Origin of the sequence: Endozoicomonas atrinae (genome assembly GCF_001647025.1) — a bacterium.
GTDB lineage: Bacteria > Pseudomonadota > Gammaproteobacteria > Pseudomonadales > Endozoicomonadaceae > Endozoicomonas > Endozoicomonas atrinae.
In genome coordinates this window covers 1-390 of the sequence record NZ_LUKQ02000807.1, presented here as the reverse complement: position 1 = coordinate 390, position 390 = coordinate 1, and the positions used below count along the sequence as shown (strand labels likewise).

1 protein-coding gene is annotated in these 390 nt (G+C 51.3%); it reads left to right on the top strand.

The features are described 5' to 3' along the window. Positions 1 to 194: 194 nt before the first annotated feature. A partial coding sequence (locus AK963_RS36420; RefSeq protein ID WP_238593917.1) for a hypothetical protein occupies positions 195 to 390 on the top strand: 196 nt, incomplete at its 3' end.

Below are 390 nucleotides of genomic sequence, written 5' to 3'. Positions count from 1 at the left end.
GGCCATCCAGTGTTTTCAACCACTCGCCATTGCGGTCAGCCAGACCGTATGCACTGGTCCACTTCTGCCCGAACAGGGCGGTCATCGTCGAAAACAGGTTCACCAGGTCCTTCCGGCTCAACGTCGTAGATGACTCCCTGCCCGTCGAAGGCTGCCTGTCCATCGAAACGGCCTGATCCTTCGGGGTGGAGGATGTGGGCGTTGGCCTGTTCGACCTGTTCAACCAGGCTGAGTTTTCCAGAATGTCGCTGCCGCGCTTCATAGTTCACGAATCATGGAACAATTTAATTGCTTCCCATAACTCATTAATGCACGATAGTAGGAGGCATTATGACAATAAGAAATACAATGGAAGCGATAGAAACAAGGACGACGTACTGTTATTCCTAT